This is a genomic window from Halalkalibacter sp. AB-rgal2, from assembly GCF_041821005.1.
Classification (GTDB): domain Bacteria; phylum Bacillota; class Bacilli; order Bacillales; family Bacillaceae_D; genus Halalkalibacter.
Map to the genome: position 1 here is coordinate 64,159 of NZ_JBGUAV010000012.1, position 17,545 is coordinate 81,703.

18 protein-coding genes are annotated in these 17,545 nt (G+C 38.6%); 11 read left to right on the top strand and 7 right to left on the bottom strand.

The window, feature by feature from the left end:
- Positions 1 to 11: 11 nt before the first annotated feature.
- A complete protein-coding gene (locus tag ACERJO_RS11495) occupies positions 12 to 674 on the top strand; it encodes a hypothetical protein (protein WP_373647530.1) in 663 nt (220 codons plus the stop codon).
- A 139-nt stretch (positions 675 to 813) separates the two neighbouring features.
- Positions 814 to 1,458 (top strand): peptidylprolyl isomerase, encoded by a 645-nt coding sequence (locus ACERJO_RS11500; RefSeq protein WP_373647531.1) that lies wholly within the window; start codon positions 814 to 816, stop codon positions 1,456 to 1,458.
- 125 nt (positions 1,459 to 1,583) lie between these two features.
- Here ACERJO_RS11500 and ACERJO_RS11505 read toward each other — a convergent pair whose 3' ends face one another.
- The 4 genes from ACERJO_RS11505 to ACERJO_RS11520 all read right to left on the bottom strand — a co-directional run bounded on the left by ACERJO_RS11505 (position 1,584) and on the right by ACERJO_RS11520 (position 5,519).
- Positions 1,584 to 3,149: a plasmid pRiA4b ORF-3 family protein gene (locus ACERJO_RS11505; protein ID WP_373647532.1), complete on the bottom strand. Its 1,566-nt coding sequence runs from the start codon at positions 3,147 to 3,149 to the stop codon at positions 1,584 to 1,586.
- Positions 3,150 to 3,213: 64 nt separating this feature from the next.
- Positions 3,214 to 3,636 (bottom strand): VanZ family protein, encoded by a 423-nt coding sequence (locus tag ACERJO_RS11510; protein WP_373647533.1) that lies wholly within the window; start codon positions 3,634 to 3,636, stop codon positions 3,214 to 3,216.
- Between the two features lie 74 nt (positions 3,637 to 3,710).
- Positions 3,711 to 4,553 (bottom strand): SDR family oxidoreductase, encoded by an 843-nt coding sequence (locus tag ACERJO_RS11515; RefSeq protein WP_373647534.1) that lies wholly within the window; start codon positions 4,551 to 4,553, stop codon positions 3,711 to 3,713.
- 339 nt (positions 4,554 to 4,892) lie between these two features.
- On the bottom strand, positions 4,893 to 5,519 hold the full coding sequence (locus ACERJO_RS11520) for a GntR family transcriptional regulator (RefSeq protein ID WP_373647535.1): 627 nt from the start codon (positions 5,517 to 5,519) through the stop codon (positions 4,893 to 4,895).
- A 229-nt stretch (positions 5,520 to 5,748) separates the two neighbouring features.
- On the opposite strand from ACERJO_RS11520, the gene ACERJO_RS11525 reads away from it, so the two are divergent.
- The 5 genes from ACERJO_RS11525 to ACERJO_RS11545 are packed head-to-tail and all read left to right on the top strand — an operon-like array spanning position 5,749 to position 9,847.
- The gene (locus ACERJO_RS11525) at positions 5,749 to 6,663 is read left to right on the top strand and encodes a phosphate/phosphite/phosphonate ABC transporter substrate-binding protein (protein ID WP_373647536.1); all 915 of its coding nucleotides are present in this window, start codon (positions 5,749 to 5,751) and stop codon (positions 6,661 to 6,663) included.
- A 13-nt stretch (positions 6,664 to 6,676) separates the two neighbouring features.
- Positions 6,677 to 7,447 (top strand): phosphonate ABC transporter ATP-binding protein, encoded by a 771-nt coding sequence (gene phnC, locus ACERJO_RS11530; protein WP_373647537.1) that lies wholly within the window; start codon positions 6,677 to 6,679, stop codon positions 7,445 to 7,447.
- Positions 7,444 to 8,235, top strand: coding sequence for a phosphonate ABC transporter, permease protein PhnE (gene phnE / locus ACERJO_RS11535; protein WP_373647538.1), 792 nt, complete (start codon positions 7,444 to 7,446; stop codon positions 8,233 to 8,235). The genes phnC and phnE (ACERJO_RS11535) overlap by 4 nt, the downstream gene beginning before the upstream one ends.
- On the top strand, positions 8,232 to 9,047 hold the full coding sequence (gene phnE / locus ACERJO_RS11540) for a phosphonate ABC transporter, permease protein PhnE (protein WP_373647539.1): 816 nt from the start codon (positions 8,232 to 8,234) through the stop codon (positions 9,045 to 9,047). Before phnE (ACERJO_RS11535) ends, phnE (ACERJO_RS11540) begins: the two co-directional genes overlap by 4 nt.
- Before the next feature lie 14 nt (positions 9,048 to 9,061).
- Positions 9,062 to 9,847 (top strand): tyrosine-protein phosphatase, encoded by a 786-nt coding sequence (locus ACERJO_RS11545; protein WP_373647540.1) that lies wholly within the window; start codon positions 9,062 to 9,064, stop codon positions 9,845 to 9,847.
- Positions 9,848 to 10,183: 336 nt separating this feature from the next.
- On the opposite strand, the gene ACERJO_RS11550 is transcribed toward ACERJO_RS11545, so the two are convergent.
- Positions 10,184 to 10,933 carry a zinc ribbon domain-containing protein gene (locus ACERJO_RS11550; RefSeq protein WP_373647541.1) on the bottom strand — a complete coding sequence of 250 codons (750 nt, stop codon included), beginning with the start codon at positions 10,931 to 10,933 and terminating at the stop codon, positions 10,184 to 10,186.
- A gap of 15 nt (positions 10,934 to 10,948) precedes the next feature.
- Positions 10,949 to 12,388, bottom strand: a complete 1,440-nt coding sequence (locus ACERJO_RS11555; RefSeq protein ID WP_373647542.1) for a zinc ribbon domain-containing protein — start codon at positions 12,386 to 12,388, stop codon at positions 10,949 to 10,951.
- A 315-nt stretch (positions 12,389 to 12,703) separates the two neighbouring features.
- On the opposite strand from ACERJO_RS11555, the gene ACERJO_RS11560 reads away from it, so the two are divergent.
- Both ACERJO_RS11560 and ACERJO_RS11565 read left to right on the top strand, forming a co-directional pair.
- Positions 12,704 to 13,414 carry a response regulator transcription factor gene (locus ACERJO_RS11560; protein ID WP_247102757.1) on the top strand — a complete coding sequence of 237 codons (711 nt, stop codon included), beginning with the start codon at positions 12,704 to 12,706 and terminating at the stop codon, positions 13,412 to 13,414.
- 420 nt (positions 13,415 to 13,834) lie between these two features.
- Positions 13,835 to 13,960 carry a hypothetical protein gene (locus tag ACERJO_RS11565; protein WP_260505822.1) on the top strand — a complete coding sequence of 42 codons (126 nt, stop codon included), beginning with the start codon at positions 13,835 to 13,837 and terminating at the stop codon, positions 13,958 to 13,960.
- A gap of 256 nt (positions 13,961 to 14,216) precedes the next feature.
- On the opposite strand, the gene ACERJO_RS11570 is transcribed toward ACERJO_RS11565, so the two are convergent.
- Positions 14,217 to 15,899 (bottom strand): methyl-accepting chemotaxis protein, encoded by a 1,683-nt coding sequence (locus ACERJO_RS11570; RefSeq protein WP_373647544.1) that lies wholly within the window; start codon positions 15,897 to 15,899, stop codon positions 14,217 to 14,219.
- Positions 15,900 to 16,124: 225 nt separating this feature from the next.
- Between ACERJO_RS11570 and ACERJO_RS11575 the strand changes: the two genes are divergently transcribed.
- Together ACERJO_RS11575 and ACERJO_RS11580 are read left to right on the top strand one after the other, a co-directional pair.
- Positions 16,125 to 17,063 (top strand): TAXI family TRAP transporter solute-binding subunit, encoded by a 939-nt coding sequence (locus ACERJO_RS11575; RefSeq protein ID WP_247102767.1) that lies wholly within the window; start codon positions 16,125 to 16,127, stop codon positions 17,061 to 17,063.
- Entirely contained in the window at positions 17,053 to 17,538 is a 486-nt protein-coding gene (locus ACERJO_RS11580) for a DUF1850 domain-containing protein (protein ID WP_373647545.1), read from the top strand. The genes ACERJO_RS11575 and ACERJO_RS11580 overlap by 11 nt, the downstream gene beginning before the upstream one ends.
- Positions 17,539 to 17,545 lie beyond the last annotated feature (7 nt).

The window sequence follows — 17,545 nt, forward strand, 5'->3', positions numbered from 1 at the left end:
GTGAGAATGTAATGAATCTTCAGCATGCATTGAAATATGCACCACATCTTTATTTTGATAAGAAAGAGCCCTTTTTTCCATGTATGATTGGTGTAACGGAAATAAGAAAGGGTGAAGTCTCTCCTTCCTTTCGGCGTTCTTTTATATTTGATGATGAGCGTCTAGACCATATTATCGAATATGCGATTTACTTCGACTTTGACATTCAGCATTTATACGAGCTTGAGCACGTGTGGGTGTATGTGAGTAAGGAGGAAGATGTGCTTGATTGTGAGGCGAGCTTTCACGGTCGCTATTTCAAAGGTCTGTTTCCTGACCGAAGGAATCTTGTTAACCACACACATGTGAAGCTGTATTCTCAGCCTGGAAAACATGCTTTCTTTCCAGATGAGCAATTCTTCCATTTCATTCCGGATGTGATGACATGTACAGATGAAGGTGCAGGTCAGGACGGTTTAACCGTTCCATTCTTCTATAAACATGAACAGGTCTTTCAACAGAATGTAAATACGAATCAATTGATCAAGCAATATATGAAGAGGTTTCGTTTCACTCCGTCGTTGAAATTTGAATATTTCAAGTTAAAAGATGTACTATTTCGTTCTTGGACTGAGGTGTTTGAGGAGATACCTAGAAGAATGAATAGTCGGTTGGAGGAAATGAAGAAAGGCTAGCTAGGTTTGGCTGTTTGAAAGGTATTTGACAGCTAATGATAAAGGGCACTAAAAAAGGTAAAAACTAAACTTTTTTAGTGCCCTCGCGTGTAATAATTCTCTTGTATAATAGTGATTAAGAATATGAGAGATGGAGTGAATGAATGTGAATATATTCGTACGAGTTCTTATGATCATTTTCTTGTTGTTTTTAGTAGGATGTGGGACAAGCAATGAGCCTCATAGCCATGATAAATCAATTACAGGGGATTGGTCAGATGAGGATAATCCGATTGTGACTATTGAGATGGAAACCGGAGGCGAGGTCGTCATTGAGCTTTATCCTAAGGTCGCACCAAATACGGTTGCGAATTTTATTGCGCTAGTCGAGAGTGGTTTTTATGATGGCTTAATTTTTCACCGAGTTATTCCTGGGTTTATGATTCAAGGTGGAGACCCCGAAGGAACAGGAATGGGTGGACCTGGTTACTCCATTGAAGGTGAATTCTCCTCAAATGGCTTTGAAAATGAACTTGTGCACGAACGTGGAGTGATTTCGATGGCTCGTTCACAGCATCCTGATTCGGCGGGGTCACAGTTTTTTATTATGGTAGATCAAGCGGACCACCTCGATGGTAAGTATGCGGGATTTGGACAAGTGATAAGTGGAATGGATATTGTTGATCAAATTGTAGCAGTTGAAACAGGGGCGCAAGATCGTCCAATTGAAGAACAGCGTATGTCTCGTGTTGTTGTAGATGTGAAAGGGCTCGACTATTCTGACCCTGTAAAGATTGAAAATTAAGCAAAAGAGAGCACTGAAAAAGTTGATTTGTACTTATTCAGTGCTCTTTGGAATACACTTATGTCATTTATGAAGGTGAGGTAGATGCACTGAAAGAGCTTTTATTGTAGATCGAGCTTACTTCATCACGAGTGCTCCATTGATGAAAGCACCATTTCTTTTGCATCTTCCAAGTGAACTAATGCTTCTACATGGTTCATCTTAATTGGTAAATGCGCTATAAGAGGGGTGAGAGCTCGATGTAATGGCTCTGATTCAATCTCAATTTGTTTAGGGATGCTTAGAAGCTGGTGTATCAATTTTAACAGTAGCTTCTGTAGATTTTCCTCCAAGTTATCATGTTGAAGCAACTCAATAAAGGTAATCATTCCGTTTTGTTTATTCATAGCAATGACAACAAATGGAAAGAAAGGTCGGTCATCCTCTTCACTTTGAACAGGCTCTGATGCAAAGAAGGAACCAATTTCAAGCGTTACATCAGCCACCTTGAGCTTTTTCACTCGCATTAGGTCAAGTTCATTAATAAATAAATGGGCAGGCTGTTTGATTGGATTCTCTAATGATGGTTCAATATAAGCGTTATACCACATTTGATTTTGATCGAGCTTACGGGTGAACCAAGGCCCTTCAAACGCAGTTGGTATGTTATATTCGTTTTGTCTAATAAAAGGTGCAATCTCAATCATTTGTTCTAGCAATCCATTTAAGATCTCAATTTCCTCATCATTGATAAACCAAGGATAATAGGCTGGCTTGAAGCTACGAAACATAGGCCATTGCTTCTTACCACGGAACGAGGCATTTTGTGCTTTGATAAACTCATGGTCCTCAGGTTCAAGCTCGTTACGATCAGATAGAGACAACAGGATTGAACGTTGCTCGAATAAAATCGCTTCATGATGATGAAACTCACCATTTAATGTAGAATGTAATGCTTTTAGTCCATCATTTCCTAAATAGCATGCGAGGCCAAACTCTTCCTTCATTGCCCCTAGCACAGAGCAATAAGCATAGTCCTGTATGATCGGAACCCAAATGACGATAATTTGATCATCATTTAGGAATTCCCATAGAGCCATTTGGTTAAATGTTTGTGTTAAATCGAGTAAGTGAGCCTCTTTATTCTGATGAGCATGTTCAGAAGCGATTTCATTTAAAATATGAGTGTGCTCGGCTAATTGAATATTAATCATCTCACGTAACTCTTCATTATTCACCTCACCCTGAATGGATTCACTAAAAGGATCTTCGCCAGGTGCAGCACGCATGGCTTTGACACAATAAGGGTATTCGATTTCAGGCTGGGGTTGAACGATTTTCTCTAAAATAATCTCGTGCTGCCAATCTTCACCAAGGTCATATGTATAAATGCAACGATCTTTCTCTTTTTTGAAATGTGTCTTTAAGCGCTCGTTTTCAGTATTTAAAGGTGGATTGAATGCGCCAAATTGAGAAAAATATAGCTGGAAATTATCTGTTACATCATCTGGAGTAGTTGGTTCAATGAATGTTGTAGTGCGTTGTCCATTCGTCTTCCTCATTTCAAATTGGTGTAGATGCATGTCCTCCCAATCAAACATCATTTGAATTAGCTCATCTAAGTCTTCGAATGTGCTCTCACTATCAATTAATATGCGACGCCAAATGGGTGGTTTTATATGAGATAACGTTATTTTTAATTGATAAATCATCAAATTCCTCCTTGCGTTGTACAATTAGTCAACCATGTAAAATAAATGAAACAATCCTTTTATCTTATTCCTTTGCCATCCTATTTCCCCTGCTGTTAATGATCATAAACAGCATCACAAAGCTGATAATACCTAGTTGGTTTACGAAAATATCAAGTATTCGACCATCACGATTAAAGAACGGCTGTATTAATTCAAGAGCGATGCTAAGTGAAAAGCAAATGATAAGTGTTATTCTCCATTTTTTTAAACATGTATATAATAAGCCTGTTAATACGAAAAAGGATACAAAATGTCCGATTTTTTGGATGGTCAAAAAAGGTTCTTGACGAGATAAGGCATAAGGCTCCAAGAACTCAGAATAATCAGGAACAACGAAAGAAAAACGAATAACTCCATCAGAAATGAATAATGTAAAACTACTTGTACAATACAAAATAAATACAAAAAGAGACCATATCATAAGTAGGAGCCATTTAGTGTACATGAATGTGTAATCACTCCCCTTGAAACGTACTACATCTTTCATTTCTAGACGAACTGTCTAAATCCTGCTGTATGCTAAGAACTCTTAAAGATGTTCTTTAAAATGAGCTTTTGCCATATGGACCACGGGAGTATGTGTTTCATGAAAACGGTTAAGCGAACACCTTTGCCAATAGGGTAGCGAAGTCTTGTTAGCCTTTCTTCACGAGCTAATTTGACGACTAGATGAGCGACCTCTTTTGGATCTCCATATGCTGGAGAAGCCTTTTTAACATGTTGCTTGAGCATAGCAAGTGTACGTTGATAAGGTGAGTGTTCATGTGTTCGTATGTTGGCAAGTCCTGACGACCAAATGTTTGTTTGATAGGAGCCAGGCTCTATTAGAGCAACCTGTACGTTGTAAGGAGCAAGCTCTAGCCGGAGGCTCTCTGCATAGCCTTCTAACGCTTGCTTTGAAGCAACGTAAGCCGACAACCCGGGAAAGCCAATCTGGCCGCTAATACTACTCATCATTAATATGGTTCCTTTTCTATTCGTTCTCATGTGCGGAAGTATAACTTGAGTAATAGCCATAACGCCGAAAAGGTTCGTTTCAAATTGCTGACGATAGGCATCAATACTTAACTCTTCAGCAAAGCCGGCTTGGGCAAAGCCGGCATTGTTAATTAATAGTTCAATAGGCGATAATGATTGAATGAAGTCTTGAAACTCTTGAATGGAAAGAGAGTTGGTGACATCAAGCTCGATAATACGAATTCGTTCAAGAATTAGAGGGTCTTGGATAACCTCATGTATTTTTTGCTGCTTTGATAGATTGCGCATTGTCGCGACAACGGTAAATCCCGCCTTTGCTAGTTCGGTCGTAATGTGGAGGCCGAATCCACTTGAAGCACCTGTCACTATCGCATATTTTTTCACGCTTGTTGTCCTCCTTTCTCTTACGCCATGTCACTATCCGTCTAAGGGTCTTGATAAGGTTGTTTTGTACATTTTTGAATGCCTCTTTAGTTCTTCTGATCTATCAATAGAATGAGAGTGAGTTTACCTTAATTGTAAGGAGCGAACCTGGTCGTCATTATAAGGATCACTCGTAAAGAATAGTCGGTACTCATTTGCTTCATAATAAAGGTTATACAGACCATCAAGCTCACTATAGCCTTCCTCATATGGTGGTCATAGAGCTTGTTTAATTTCATTTGTACTCATCGATAACGGTAAGTATTAGAGAATTTCCCATTTAGTTCAATCATTTGATTTTTATCCGAAACGTGCTTTTACCCTTTCATAATAGGTATGTAGTAATTGCTTAATTTGATTAAAATCTCCCTTTTCTAAAGCGTCTACAAGCTGTTGATTCGTTTCATTTGCTGAGTAATGGCTTTGATGGGGGGTACGGATATAATTGACGATCGCAAACCGAATGATTTTATCAAAAAAGCCGTCAATCACTTTGAGCATTTCTTTGTTGTTCGTCCCTGATATCATAGTGTGTAAAAATGAAAGTGAATGCTTTGTATAGCCTAAATAATCTTCGTTGCTCGTACATGTATATTGCTCTTTCAAATGATAGTTCAATTGCTGTACATCAATATGAAGGTCTTCTGGTTCCTGATAATAAAATTGATAATGTTGAAAAGAAAAAATCACTTCAAAAATTTCGAGAAACTCCTTATAGGAAATGTCACGTACTAATATACCACGATTTTTAACGGTTTCTAAAAAGCCTTCGCGTTCTAATTGGGAAATCGCTGCTCTGACAGGAGTTCGACTCATTGCTAATGTTTTGGCTAATTCATTTTCAGATAGAAGTGTACCAGGCATATATTCGCCATTTATTAAACGCTCCTTTAGAAAATCAAATGCTTTATCTTCAAGTGGTTGCATGTTCATCTCCAACTTTCTACACTAAATCCAATTTTAATGATCATCTTATTTTCTATCATAGCGTTCCTTTCCTTTCATTGTAAATAGTTGTGTCCCATAACTTGTTTTACAAAACCTTTACGACTTTTGAATAACTCCTTTATAGAAGCTTTACAATATGCTGATATCCTTTAGTTATATACAAGGTTGTATACAACTTTGTATCCTAATACTATAAGGATGGTGGATTGTGGTGAAAAAAGTAGGTTTCATGTTGTTATGGATGACAGTGCTATTGATCTTTACAGCGTGTTCGGAAGGTTCGGGCGCGGGAGAGGTGGACGAAAATGGTTGGCCAACGACATTACGAATGGGAATGATGGCGACAGAGGATGACAACAATATGGCGCGTTCATCAAGTGCCTTTGCTGAGGATTTAGCAGAAGAGTTAGGAATTGAAGTCGAGATGTTTGAAGGTCAAGATTACAACATGATGATTGAAGCGATGCGGGCAGAACAAATTGATTTGACAAATTATGGGCCGTTTGGGTATATTATCGCCGTTGAGCGAAGTGGGGCACTGCCTTTAGCAATATTAGGAGAAAGTGAAGAATCTGCGATGTATCATAGTGTCATTATTGTACCTGCTGATTCGCCTGTTGAAAGGTTAGAGGAGTTAGAAGGAGAGGATTTCCTGTTTGTTGACCCAGCTTCTACTTCAGGGCATTTGTTCCCGAGAGCTTCTATGCTATCACAATTAGGTATTGAAAATGAGCAGTTAGAAGGCTATTTCAATAGTGTTGCGTATTCTGGAGGTCATGATAAATCGATTTTAGCGATTGCGAATGGAGATGCAGCCGGTGCGGCGGTTTGTGAATTCTGTGTGGAGATGTTTGCTGAATCAGGCTTGTTTGATCCAAGTGATGTTCGTGTTATTCAAACAACTGATCCAATCCCTGGAGGCCCTTTAGCTTATAGAGATGGTCTACCGGAAGATTTAGTTGAAAAAATGAGAGATTTTGCTCTTTCCTATCATGAGAAGAACCCAGAATATTTTGAGGTAATGGGAATGAAAGGTTATTTCCCAGTTGAAGATAGTGATTTCGATGTCATTCGTGAAACAGCGGAGCTATTAAATATGTCACCAGAAGAGATGTTGAATTAAGGGGGCGATCATTATGGCATTATTAGAAATTAAACGGCTATCAAAAGTATATTCAGACGGTACAACGGCACTTCAGGATATTAGCTTTGAGCTACATAATGGTGAATTTATTGTCATTATCGGTCCAAGTGGAGCTGGGAAAAGCACACTTTTACGTTCTATTAATCGTCTCGTTCAGCCAACAGCTGGTGAGCTGGTATTTAAAGGCCAAGAGGTTGTGGGTGCGAATGCAGCTCAGTTAAAGAAGCACCGTCGTGAGGTAGGGATGATTTTTCAACGGTTTAATTTAATTGAGCGTTCCTCTGTTTTGCGCAACGTTCTTCATGGTCGGTTAGGTTACATGAATACATTTAGAGCGGTGTTAAGTCTTTTTTCAAAAGAGGATAAGGATGAAGCGATTCGACTATTGGAGCGTGTTGGTCTTGGTGAACAAGTGTACAAGCGTGCTGATGAACTAAGTGGTGGTCAGCAGCAACGTGTAGGGATTGCACGTGCTATTGCACAAAAGCCATCTCTCATTTTAGCTGACGAACCAATTGCAAGCCTTGATCCGGTTTCCTCAGAAATTGTGATGGATCAGCTCTACTCCATTTGCAAAGAAGAAGGGATAGCTTGTCTTTGCAATTTACATCAAGTTGATGTAGCGAAGAAATATGCGACTCGTATTATCGGAATTAACAAAGGGGAGAAAGTATTTGATGGGCGTCCAGAGGAATTAACGGATGCGATCATTGAGCGCATATATCGTGGAAGTAAGGAACAGAAGGAGGAAATGGCTTCGTGAAACAGGAACACCTTCTTGAAGTACAGCGTAATAAGAACTTGCTCCTTTGGGGTTTTGTGGTTGTCCTTGTACTGTTAACGATATGGTCTGCATTTGAAACAGGCTTTTCTATCCCGTCCCTTTTTTCAGGAGCGACTCAAGCTGTTTCGTTTATTATGTATGATTTATTTCCACCTGATTTTTCTGTACTAGTAAGCTTAATTCCTCCGGCGCTTGATACGATTTACATGAGCTTTGTGGCGATGGTTATTGGAGCGATCATCGCAACTGGCTTAGCTTTTTTGGCAGCTGCAACGACGTCACCACATCCAAGTGTACAAATACTCATGCGGGGATTTAGTTCGCTATTCAGAAATATTCCTGTGTTTATTTGGGCAATTGTTCTAACAGCTTCTTTTGGTCTTGGGGTGTTAGTTGGAACGTTATCTTTAATTATCGTTTCAGTTGGAGCGCTAACGCGAGCATTTGCAGAGGTGCTTGAGGAAATTGATATGGGTCAGCTAGAAGCAGTTAAGGCAACAGGTGCGAACTATTTTCAAGTATTAGCACAAGGTGTGATGCCACAATTTTTACCGGGATTTTTCGGATGGACGTTATACATGCTAGAAATTAATGTTCGTGCTTCAACGATCATCGGAATGGTTGGCGGTGGAGGGCTAGGCTTTGTCATTCAATCAAATATTAAGCTTTTCCAATATGGTCAAGTATGTATGGGCGTTATTCTCATTCTATTTATTGTGCTAATGACTGAATGGCTGACAAATCAAATTAGGGAGCGAATTATATGAGAGGAGATATCGTCGTTCATAAGGAATTAAATAAAACAAGTCAGCGTGAAAAGAAAAATCGCTTTATGAGGATCGTACTTATAGGTGCTATACTTTTTTTCTTCTTCTCGTTGTATCAATTAAGTATTGATTACGGTAGATTGTTTTCGGGTGTTTGGACCTTTCTCCAAACGTTGACAGTCATGGTACCACCTGATTTCACCTATTGGCGAGAAGTGTTAGCAGCAGCGTTAGAGTCGCTTCAAGTGGCCATTGTCGGATGTGTCCTTGCGATTATTATTGGGTTTGGGCTAGCCTTTCCAGCAGCAGATAATTTAACACCACACCGAACGATTTCGTGGCTGCTAAAAGGGTTCGCCTCACTTGTACGAGCCATTCCAACGTTAATTTGGGCTCTTATTTTTATCGTTGCCGTAGGAATGGGCCCTTTTCCAGGTATTTTAGCGATAATGATTGGATCGATCGGAATGCTGATTAAAGTTTTTGCTCAATCGATTGAAGAGGTTGAGCATGGTGTGATTGAGGCGATGCAGGCTACGGGGGCTAATTGGTTTGCAGTCGTTATCCAAGGTGTCATTCCGACCGTTATGACAGCATTGCTAGCTTGGTGCATTATGCGTTTTGAAGGCGACATTGCTGAGTCTACGATACTAGGTGCGGTTGGTGCTGGTGGAATTGGCTGGGAGCTGATGCACGCGATGCGGCTATATCGCTTTGATCAAGCGTTCTTTGTCGCACTCGTTATCTTTGTCATGGTATTTAGTGTTGAATTTGTATCCAACCGACTGAAAATGAAATTAAAACATACATAAATGGCGGTGGTAGAATGAATATACAGCAAACAAATCGATTAATAGAATTTACGGGAACATTTAATTTTCGTGATCTAGGTGGCTATGAAACAACGGATGGACGAAAAGTGAAATGGGGAAAGGTTTTTCGGTCGGGAAATTTAAGTATGTTAGACGAACAAGATATGAGACAAGTGCAGCAGTTAGGAGTTACAGCGATTTGTGATTTGCGTGCGGAAGATGAACTAGAACGATTTCCGACCCCATTGATGGAATTCATTCAGTCGTATCATGTTCCTGTCATTCCGAATAATGGGGATGAAGAGTATCGTCAAGCACTTGATTTAACGGAAGAATTTGTTGCAAGGCTATCAAAGCCAGGGGATGTATTAACGCAATTAAATGAGAAAATGACCGTTTATACAACGGCGTATCGAAAGGTATTTGATGTGTTATTAGAAGAAGAAGGAGCCGTTCTATTTCATTGTATGGCAGGGAAAGATCGTACCGGAGTGATGGCTGCTCTTATTTTAAGTGTCCTAAATGTCCCAAGAGACATCATTGTAGAGGATTATTTATATACGAATCGGTCATCAGATCGCTTAAAGAAAAGCTTAGCCTCTCATGATCATGAGCATATCAAAGTGCTAGATGCTAAGGTGGTTGAGGCGATGCTTGAAGCTCGTATGGAATACATTGAAGCTTTTTTCACTAAGATTGATCGTGATTATGGAAATGTTTACAATTATATGGCAAAGGCAATTGGATTATCGGAAGCTGAAATTCAATTACTGCAAGAAAAATTACTAGAGCGATTATAAAAGGAAGAAGAAGCAAGAAACTACGATGTGGCTTCTGATCACGCGCTATATGTGATTCCTCATTCCGCCATTCTCTCTATGTCACTCTTTTTCGTGTCGCTCCGTACTAGTTTCTCACTTTTGATTTGCCTAGCACTGGCTTCACTCGTTGCTCGCTTGTTACTAGAAAACCACTCATATTAAGCGAGCAAAATAAGCGAGGGCTTCCATTACTTAAAAGGGTACCGAAAAAGTTAAAACCAAACTTTTTCAGTACCCTCTAGATTTATCTATGGAAGAAAATATCTTTGTACGCTTTCAGCCCGGAATTCCTTATGCGTTCATGAATGTTACTTATTAAAAGAAGTTCATAAATGTCATTCGTTCAACTAAATCTGTTAGAATGCTTTCGCTCACTAAGTAGGACAAGAAACCAAGTGCGACATAGGTAAGGAAAATGCCATAAAAGGTATCAAGTCCTCCGCTATTTTCTCTATGAAGCGAGAAAATGGTTACAGCGATTGCCACAAAGTAGCCGAGTGAAGCAAGAATTACTAAAAGAACACTAAAAGTAATGATAGATACAAGAATAAGAATGTTGGCTACAATTAAAATAGCTGTTGGAATCGTCATAAATGCTCCGAAACGAGCAATAATGGTTTTATAATTTACTTCAACCTTCATCAGCTTAGCTACTCCGAGCATAATGGCTGCTAGAATGAGGAGCATGATAATCGAGACGATAGCTGGCATAAAAACGATATCAGAAAAAGAAAGAGGCATAAAGCCCATACTCATTTTACGAAGTACATTATAGAGAAAGAGTGGCAACAAAATTGAGTATAAAATCATTGAAATAAGGCCATTGATCATATTATTTTGCCCAAGGTGAGCAGAAAATTGATATGGATGTTTTAATGCTGACTTAGCAAAGGAAAAGTATTGTTTTCCTACTTCCTTGCTTTGCTCTAAATAAGCATTCTGAGCAGCTTCTGTCGTTGTACTGGCAGCAGCTATCTCACCAGTATCGGATGTTTTGGTGCCACAGCTTGTACAAAATTTCGCTTCAGCTTCTAAAGGTGCTTGGCAATTTGTGCAGTTTGTCATAAGAGATCCTCCTTGTTATTCAGAACCGTCACGATGAACGGTCTCATCATTTTGATCAAAATAAGAGTAATAGTAGCCCATAACGATCCAGTTATTATCTGATGAATCATAGGCTAAAGATAGTTCTAATGATTCGGTCTTCTCATCAGTCATCATTTCATCAAACCATTCATATTCCTCTTCATATACAAATTGAACAGGTAAATTTACGATAGGCATTTCATCGTAGTAGCTTAAATAAGCGGTATGTGGGTTGAAGGATGCTTCAAGGAATTTAAGCGAATATTTCCGCTCCTCATCAAAGTAATTTTCTATATCTGACTTAATCGAACTAGAAACAGTTGTAAGGCCAGAGCTATCATTATTCGTACGGGCATTGGCATATTCCTTAGCAAATCTAAAGGCAGTTCCAACGACTTCTTCAGCGATATCATCGGTTAATAATCGATTAACTGATAAGTAAATGTAGCTATGGTCAATCGCTTGCTTATCTGTGACAATCGTTCCCCATGGGAAATCGAGTTCAGCATGAACCTCATAGCTGCCATCAAGGGAAATGGGACCAAGTGCTTCATCATATTGATCCTCTAATGAAAATTCGATATCCTCATCGTTAATATAAATCCGCGAATCATCAACAAAGCCTTCATAATCAGAGTCAAAGACAATATAGTCTCCATATAAATAAAGGTCGACATACGTGTTGTTCCAGCTAGGGTCAATTAATTGTAATTCATTAGAGCTCTCCAATAACGAATAGTCTCCTGTATACGAGGCACTTACTTCATAAATACCTGGCATGTATGGACCGAACTCTTGTTCAAAGTCTTCATTGAAACTGACCATTAATTCTTCACCATTTAATGTAATGATGGCATCTTCATAGTTTGTTGATAAGGTGAAGTAAAAGGGCATCACTTGGATACGGTAACGGTCAAAGAGGAAAGCTGTCCTCCCAACTTGTTCTAATGTAAAAATCGATGAATCCTCATAATAAAAGTCATCAGGATGATTTTGATCATAAAAGTCGGCTTTGCTTTCTAATTGATCCATTAAAAAGTCATAGTATGAAGGGTTGTTGTTTAAATATGTAATTAAACTGTCCACACTAGCTTCATCAATCGTCATCCGTGAGTCATTTGTATAAAGTAAAGACATGACTCTACTTGTATCCTCTGATAAAACCGCAGATTTAAAATTTTCTACGATTTTATGTTGGTTGGTAAGCGATGCTCCAGCTTGATAGCCAATAAATAATAAAATAATAGCAGCGAGAATGGTTCCTCCAATCATTTTTTGCTTTTTTGAAAATGATTGGAAAGAAAAAGAGGATTTACTTTCAGTTGCTTGTACGTTAGATGTTGCTTCATTGTTTGGCTGTACGGATGTACCGCATTCACCACAAAAAACGGCACCTTCATTTAGTTGGGTGCCACATTCTTTACAAAAGGTCATGGTTGCGCCTCCTAGGTCTAAGTTGTTTATATAAACACTGTATGACCAGTGTGATTTTTGATTAATACAATGTAAGATTGTTTAACAATGAAACAACTAATACGAGTATAGTATACAGGAAAATAGTCATGAATGATAGGAGGAATATAGACTTTTGTATTAGTTCAAATGAAATGGATAGAAAATGGAATAAATCATTTAAGTAAAACTCAATACAAGCTTTAAGAACTCTTAACAGTTTCTTAATATTTTTTGTGTAGTATTTAAATGTGGAAGCTTAAAGAAAATGACTATGGAAAGTTAGGAAGTTCCTTCATGAATGAATCTATTTTGTTATTAGATGCAGGCAACGATTTGATGGGTATGTTAAAAAATCATTTACCTAATTATAAATTTTATCATGATAAGACAATTGATCAGGCATTAAGGGATGCCATAATAAAACATGTAAGCTTAATCATCATCATGAAGGATCACTTTACGGATACAGGTGGGCATATATGTCAGCAATTTAGAATGCAAAATATTCAGACACCCATTGCTGTTATTTCTTCTTCTACAGATGAGTATGATATGGTGGTGGCTTATGAACTAGGAGCGGACGACTATGTGACGCTTCCTATTAATGAGCGGGTTTTGTTAGCAAGAATAAAGGCTCAAGTACGTCGAAGTTATTTGTGTAATATGAAAAGTTTTGAAATCGGACCTGAGCGAACTTTAACAGTTGGTAAGCTGAGAATATTCCCTGAAAGTTATAGGGTAGAAGTACAAAATCGTAAGTCTGATCTAAGTGGAAGAGAGATGAAACTGTTACTGTTTTTTTATGAAAACAAAGATAGAGTATTAACACGTGCAGAGCTATTAGAAATATGCGATTCAAGTGATGAGCGTATTATTGATACGTATGTCAGCAAGCTAAGGAGAAAGATTGAACCGAAACGAACGAAGCCAACGTATATCGAAACGGTTAAGCATGTTGGGTATCGCTTTCGTGTTCCGGTCATCGGTTCAACAGAAGTACAATAAATGGTATAGAGTGTGCCTGTTCAGGTTGTGTTACCTGAATAGGCACTTTTTTATTTAGACACGACGTAATTTTGAAAAGGTATATATCGGCGATTTGCGTAATAATAAGGAGCCAATGGACCTATTAGTTTATTACGATCATTAGTTGTGTCGAACAGCCATACTTATTAGATGGATAAGTCGAATAATTTGAACGTTCAATAATAATAAGTTCATTATAAAGAACGAAAAAAGAGTGTGTATTACTAGTGGAGTTAATGAAAGGACGCTTTTCAATCATTGTATAAGCGCTTTTTATTGTGGCTAGTGGTGTTCTATTATCGACAAAAATAGTCAAATTCAACCTATTGTTCTTCATAAAGAACGATGGTACCTTTGTAGTAGTAAGAGCGATGAATCTTATTTTAGGAGGTGATAAATTTGCCATTAGTGCGCTTGAAAAGTATATGGACACCGTTAAGTTTAGTTGGTATAAAATTATTGAAAGATGATTATGGTGCTTATTATATTAAGGTATGGGGCTCGGATTTAAAAAAGCTAGGATGATTTTGGAATTATACAGTTAATTATTTCATTGTTGAATGATTCAATATTATAGAGTGTAGAGAGCTTTTTAGCATTTGGGGTCAATGATATGTTCGGAGTATATTTATATAAATTCTTGTGCTGGCTTAATTATGAAAGAAATGTATACCTAAAGGCACCAAAAAAGTTTGGTTTTTAACTTTTTTGGTGCCCTCGTATACCTCGCTCCATTTTTATCCTAACCTAGATAGGGAACGTATAACGATTCGTACAAAAGTTATACGTTAAATTTTTGAATAGATTGTTGTAATTCTTCAGCTAAGTGAGCGAGTGAGCTTGCCGATGATGCGATTTCTTCCATTGTAGCCAATTGCTGTTGAGAAGAAGCGGAATTTTCTTGGCTCGATTCAACATTTAATTCTGCGATTTGTTGGATCGATTCAACTGAAGTAAGCACGTATTCACTAACACTTGTCATTTCTTGAATAGATGCTGAAACTTCCTGTACTTTTGCTGTGACGATTTCGACGCTTGCCTTAATATCGCTGAATGTGTTTGTAACTTGATCTGTTGCAGCAACACCTTTGCTAAAGCGTTCATTTCCGCTTTCCATAGTGCTTACAACTCGGTCGGTTTCCTCTTGCATATTAGAGATCATTTCATAGATTTTATTTGCTGACTTTCCAGATTCTTCGGCAAGCTTCCGTACTTCATCGGCTACGACAGCAAAGCCCTTTCCATGTTCACCAGCACGAGCTGCCTCGATGGCTGCATTTAAAGCAAGTAGGTTTGTTTGTTCTGAAATGCCTGTAATGAGGTGAATAATTTCACCGATTTCAGCTGACTTCTTACCTAGATTCGTGACGGAAGCAGATGTATCATTCATGGATTCAGCGATGGCATTCATTTGCGCATTTACTAATTGAATGGCCTTAGAACCGTAATCAGTCGACTTTGCTGTTTTCTCAGAGTAGGATGCCATCTCATGACTATTATGTGCGATTTGTTGTAGGCTTCCATTCATTTGTGTTAAGGAGCTAGACACTTGATTAATACTTTGCAGCTGTTTATCTGCCCCTTCAGAAGTATTCAAGGCAAGCTGGGTCATTTGCTCAGATGCACGCGAGCTTTGCTCCGAGCTAGCAGACATTTGTTCTGAGCTTGCTGAAACCTGATGACTGGCTTCAGATGTTTTAAGAATAAGCTGACGTAGTTGCTCTTGCATTGAATGAAGCCCCTGTGCAAGGGTAGAAAGCTCATCTTTTGATTTTAGTTTCATAGGTTCGCCTGTTAAATCACCCATCGCAATCGCGTTAAGACGTTGTGTGATTTTCTTTAAATTGGACGATAAGTATCGACTAAAGAACAGCGCATAGATGACGGAGCCTGAAACGATCACAATCGTTAAAATAATCGATAACCCTACTGTTAATTGGTAAGAAGAGTTATTTGCTTTAAGCAGCTGTTCTGCTTCTGTATCATTGATTTCAACAAGTGCCATTAAATCAGTCGAAGTCGACTCAAATAATTGCATACCTCCATTTAAACCTTCTCGAGCATCATCATACCTTTGCGATGAGATGAGTCCTCTGTTATTTCGTACACGGCGCTCGAAGCTAGACCAGCTTTCAGAGAATTGTTCAAAAAGCTCTCTTTCATGAGCTGTTAAAGGCATTTGTACATACTCATCTAAAATCATGCTGATCTCATCTAAATTTTGAATCGCTTCATTCGTTAATGAAGGATCTTCATTAATAATTGATTGCACCATTAGAAAGTTTGTGTTTTCTGTTAGCCTTGCAAGGTCAACGAGGTGTTTCGTTGGGACAAGTCGCTCATGGTAAATGGTATTCGCATCACGATTTAACTCAGTTAAATTATAAATCGCATACGAAAGTAATCCTAGACATACTAGGATGACACCTAAAAATGAAAATAGTAATTTCTTCTGTAAATTCATGATTTCCTCCTAAGCATATGATTTCTCTCCATAATTGCTTTCTCTTTATCTTTATTTTTTTATTTAATAAAGAGGCCTTTTATACTATAATACCATTTTTTTTGAATAGTACAAATGTAGTGAACTTGTCATATTCAAGGAACTGCAATTATATACTGTATCGTCACATTGTTTCTGTTTGTTCTTTGATAGAGACAAGAAATTTTAAAGGGGGATGATGGTACGGTGAAAAAAATAGGATTGGTTGCAGGAGCAATGCTTCTTCTTGTACTAGCTGCATGTGGTTCAGATATTGAAGATGTAACGATTATGACCGGAGGGGAGCAAGGGACGTATTTTCCGTTAGGTGCTGCGTTAGCTAACAATATTATTAATGAACATGTTGATGGGGTAAATGCCGAATCAGTAACCTCTGGAGCATCAGTTGTAAACATTAATGGTCTTGTTGATGGCGATGCCCAAATGGCGCTCGTACAAAATGACATTGCGTACTATGCAAGCGAAGGGATCAATATGTTCGAGGAGGAAGGGCCGTTATCTGGATTTCATGGAATCGCGACTTTATATCCAGAAGTCATTCAAATCGTGACATCAGCAGATAGTGGCATTGAGACCGTTGAGGATTTATCAGGAAAGAGAGTGGCTGTTGGTGATCTAGGATCTGGTGCTGAAGCAAATGCGAAGCAAATTCTTGAAATTCATGGTATTACGTATGAAGACATTTCAGAAGAATATATGGATTTTGGGACAGCAGCTGGAAATATTCAAGATGGTAATGTCGATGCGGCATTCATTACAGCCGGTTTACCAACAGGAGCGGTTGAGGCATTAAGGGCAACAAAGGAGCTTCGCCTCGTTGAAATTAGCTCTGAAAAGCTTGGTGAATTAGCAGCTGCTTATCCATACTATACAGAATATGTAGTGGAAAGTAATGTATATGGTACGGATGGCGATGTCACAACTGCAGCGGTTTTAGCGATGTTAGTCGTTGATGAGGATTTACAAGAAGATTTAGTCTATGACATAACAAAAGCGATGTTTGAAAATGTGGACCAGTTCAGTAATGCGCATCAGCAAGGTACAAATATTACATTAGACTCTGCACTTGATGGGATGCCGATTACGATTCATCCAGGAGCTCAACGTTATTTCGATGAACAATAAACTTAGAAGGGGAAGCGAAAAGGCTTGGCGTTTCGGCGCTGCCTTTTTGTTTACCCTCCTCATTTGGCAATTAATCGGCTATATGACAGCTACTGAATATTTGCAGCTATATGATCAGATGGAAGGAAAGGTTATATGGGAGGAGCCGATTCAGGAAGGAGAGACGTTTTATCACGAGTATGTTCATTCTGTCTCATTATCTCCTGTCCGTGAGTATTATAAGATGAATGCTGAAGGAAATATGGTGGCAATCGAAAGCTGGGTACAATCTTTTGGAGCAGGACTCCCATATGAGCGCAAAGACAAGCTGTTGTATATCGATGGGTTTTATGTGATTGAGGAGGAACGAGACGTAGAAGAGTTAACGATTATGCCATCATCTTTGTTTCCACATTCCTTTTATCTTAAAGAGCATACTGTAGATTTAACAGCTTATGAAGGTCATAAGCTTCGCATTCGAATCGTCCGTCAATGAGAGGAGG